This is a genomic window from Pseudomonas kuykendallii, from assembly GCF_900106975.1.
GTDB classification, from domain to species: domain Bacteria; phylum Pseudomonadota; class Gammaproteobacteria; order Pseudomonadales; family Pseudomonadaceae; genus Pseudomonas_O; species Pseudomonas_O kuykendallii.
On the sequence record NZ_FNNU01000010.1, the window covers coordinates 1 to 3,136 of the forward strand.

Annotated in this window: 2 protein-coding genes; both read left to right on the plus strand. The window is 52.9% G+C overall.

Features of this window, described 5'->3' with window-relative positions; genetic code table 11:
- Positions 1–197: 197 nt before the first annotated feature.
- Positions 198–1,445, plus strand: a complete 1,248-nt coding sequence (locus BLV15_RS21460; protein ID WP_090231772.1) for a ribonucleotide-diphosphate reductase subunit beta — start codon at positions 198–200, stop codon at positions 1,443–1,445.
- A gap of 108 nt (positions 1,446–1,553) precedes the next feature.
- A complete protein-coding gene (locus tag BLV15_RS21465) occupies positions 1,554–3,089 on the plus strand; it encodes a GmrSD restriction endonuclease domain-containing protein (protein WP_090231773.1) in 1,536 nt (511 codons plus the stop codon).
- The last annotated feature ends 47 nt before the right edge of the window (positions 3,090–3,136 follow it).

The following is a 3,136-nucleotide window of genomic DNA, read 5'->3' on the forward strand; positions in this document are numbered from 1 at the left end:
CCGCGACACGCTCCACCCGCTCGCGCCAACGGACATGGCGCCGAGCCGCTTTCAACCCCCTCGCCCATTCATGGGAGAGGGCCGGGGAGAGGGAAATGGCAGTGCCGCCCTCCTCCACATTTTCGACGTTTTTGCGTGCACATAACGCAGTACACATTTTCGACCGGCGCAGTCCGGTCCAAGCAGGAGAAACTGCCATGCTGAGCTGGGACGAATTCGACAAACCCGAAGAAGGCGCCGCCAAGGCCACCGCACCGCAACAGGCCGGTGCCGACATGAGCCTGGAGAAACTCGACAGCGTGGGCGACGCCGCCGCGAGCGAAGCGCGCGCCGTCACCGCCGATGACTCCGAAGCCGTCGCGCGCGCCAAGGCCGCGCTGGACGAGCTGGACATCGTCGAAGGCCTCACCGACCTCGAAGGCTCCGCCGCCCGCGTCCAGGTCGACGAGAAGCGCATGATCAACTGCCGCGCCGACCTCAACCAGCTCGTGCCCTTCAAGTACGACTGGGCCTGGCAGAAGTACCTCGACGGCTGCGCCAACCACTGGATGCCGCAGGAAGTGAACATGAACGCGGACATCGCCCTGTGGAAGAGCCAGGACGGCCTGACCGAGGACGAGCGCCGCATCGTCATGCGCAACCTGGGCTTCTTCTCCACCGCCGACTCGCTGGTGGCGAACAATCTGGTGCTGGCCACCTACCGCCTGATCACCAACCCCGAGTGCCGCCAGTACATCCTGCGCCAGGCCTTCGAAGAGGCGATCCACACCCACGCCTACCAGTACTGCATCGAGTCGCTGGGCATGGACGAAGGCGAGATCTTCAACATGTACCACGAGATTCCGTCGGTCGCGAAGAAAGCCGCCTGGGGCCTCAAGTACACCCGCTCGATCTCCGATCCGAAGTTCGAGACCGGCACCGTCGAAACCGACAAGCAGTTCCTCAAGAACCTGATCGCCTACTACTGCGTGCTCGAAGGCATCTTCTTCTACTGCGGCTTCACCCAGATCCTCTCCATGGGCCGCCGCAACAAGATGACCGGCACCGCCGAGCAGTTCCAGTACATCCTGCGCGACGAATCCATGCACCTGAACTTCGGCATCGACATGATCAACCAGATCAAGATCGAGAACCCGCACCTGTGGGACGACGCCATGAAGGACGAAGCCCGCCAGATGCTGCTGCAAGGCACCCAGCTGGAAATCGAATACGCACGGGACACCATGCCCCGCGGCGTACTCGGCATGAACGCCGCGATGATGGAGGACTACCTCAAATTCATCGCCAACCGCCGCCTCTCGCAGATCGGCCTGAAAGAAGAATACCCAGGCACCACCAACCCGTTCCCATGGATGAGCGAAATCATGGACCTGAAGAAAGAGAAGAACTTCTTCGAGACGCGGGTTATTGAGTATCAGACTGGGGGGGCGTTGAGCTGGGATTGATGTCAGTTTGAAATCACGCTAGATTCACCCAACACCTGCCATGGATGTTGGGGTTGAAGCCAAGTAAAAAGCCCCGCTTAGTGCGGGGCTTTTTATTGGAGCAGAACAATGTCAACTGTGAATCTGGACGCATTAGTACAACGCGAAGATTTCGAAGTACAAACTGATGGTGATGAAGCCCCCATTCAGCAGACTATCCAAGTAAGGGATCTGGAGAAGAGCGCATTCTTCTATGGCGCATTAAGAAAACCAGATTTCCAGAGAGAAACTTCTGAATGGGAACCGAAAAGGGTAGCAAACCTTATCAAGACCTTTATCGACGGAGAATTAATACCCGCGGTGATCTTGTGGAAAAACCGAGATTTATTGTTCGTCATTGATGGCTCGCACAGACTCAGCGCTCTAATCTCATGGGTTCAAGATGACTATGGAGACGGAAGCAAGTCGCACGATTTCTTCAGCAACTCAATCCCGGAAGACCAGATAAAAATCGCACAAAGAACAAGAGAGCAAATAAATAAAGAGATAGGCTCTTACGAAGACCACAAACTGGCAATCGAGAACCCCAATGCCTTTGATCCTGAAATTGTGGCTCGAGCAAGAAGGCTCGGCAGCTTGGCTCTCCAATTACAATGGGTTCGAGGCGACGCAACCAAAGCGGAGTCGTCATTCATTCGAATAAATCAACAGGCGGCGATGATTACACCGCAAGAGCTCGAGTTAATAAAAAGCCGAAACAAACCAAATGCGATTGCAGCCAGAGCAATTATTCGCAAAGGCACAGGGCACAAGTATTGGTCTTCCTTCTCTGAATCGGCCCGAGGAAAAATTGAGAAACTCGCAAACGAAATCCATGAATTAATATTTGACCCAACGCTTAGATACCCAATAAAAAGCCTTGACCTTCCGCTGGGAGGAGCAGTCTATTCATCCACAGCCCTTCGAATGGTATATGACCTTGTGTGTATCTCCACAAACTCATACACACCTCCAGACGATGATAATGGACAAAAGACTATTGACTATCTTACTCGAACCAAACGAGTCACACAGCTAATTCTGAGCAACCACAGCTCATCCCTTGGCCTACACCCCGCCGTCTACTTTTATAGCTGGACAGGAAAACAACAATCAATATTGCTACTAATAATAGTTCAGCTGGCAATAAAGTTAGAACAAGAGAAAAGACTTCCAGAATTTATTTCCGCAAGAAAAAACCTAGAAGAATACTTAATAAACAACCGAGCCCTACTCAACCAAATCATCAGAAAATTCGGAACAAAGACCTCAGGATCAAAGCACTTACTAAGCTTCTATGAGGATATCATCAGACTAATCCATCAAGGCCACACAGAAGAATCCATAACCAATGAGCTTGTAAAAAATCCCGCTTACAGCTACTTACAGCCAAGTGAAACCCCTTACGACGGAGTCACCGCCACCAAGTTCTCGACACAGGTAAAGTCCGGACTTCTAATGCGTGAGCTAATTCAAACCGCATCCAAATGCGCAATATGCGGCGGGCTTGTTCCTCATCAAGCAATTTCCATCGATCATAAAAAGCGCAGGCGCGATGGCGGGAGTAATAGCGCGAATAACGCACAAGTAACGCACCCATTTTGTAACACGGGCATAAAGGGCTAACAGCGAGGTAGCCCGGACCTCCGCTCCGCGTGGAAAAGGCTTCGCCA

What these genes read in the sequence shown, in the direction of transcription:
- BLV15_RS21460 (WP_090231772.1), top strand. Translation starts at nt 198, where the DNA reads ATGCTGAGCTGGGACGAATTCGACAAACCCGAAGAAGGCGCCGCCAAG.
- BLV15_RS21465 (WP_090231773.1), top strand. Translation starts at nt 1,554, where the DNA reads ATGTCAACTGTGAATCTGGACGCATTAGTACAACGCGAAGATTTCGAA.